Source organism: Blautia sp. DFI.9.10 (genome assembly GCF_024461705.1).
Lineage (GTDB): Bacteria > Bacillota > Clostridia > Lachnospirales > Lachnospiraceae > Blautia_A > Blautia_A fusiformis.
In genome coordinates this window covers 1-220 of the sequence record NZ_JANGAA010000084.1, presented here as the reverse complement: position 1 = coordinate 220, position 220 = coordinate 1, and the positions used below count along the sequence as shown (strand labels likewise).

The window sequence follows — 220 nt, the reverse complement described above, 5'->3', positions numbered from 1 at the left end:
ATGTAGCTCCGAAGGAAACATCCGCACCGAACACACCGTTGAAGATGAACGGTATAACGGCCACGATAACATGACCTACTGCACCTATAAATATAATATAATTCAGGATTTTAGTCAAATTATCTGAAGTCGGTTTTCCCGGACGGATGCCTGGGATAAAACCGCCGTGCTTTTTGATATTATCGGCTACTTCCATCGGATTAAAGGTAATTGATGTATA

The 220-nt window shown here is 41.4% G+C and carries 1 pseudogene; it reads right to left on the bottom strand.

Features of this window, described 5'->3' with window-relative positions:
* Positions 1-220 (bottom strand): annotated as a pseudogene (locus tag NE671_RS15780) (preprotein translocase subunit SecY); the annotation flags it as partial.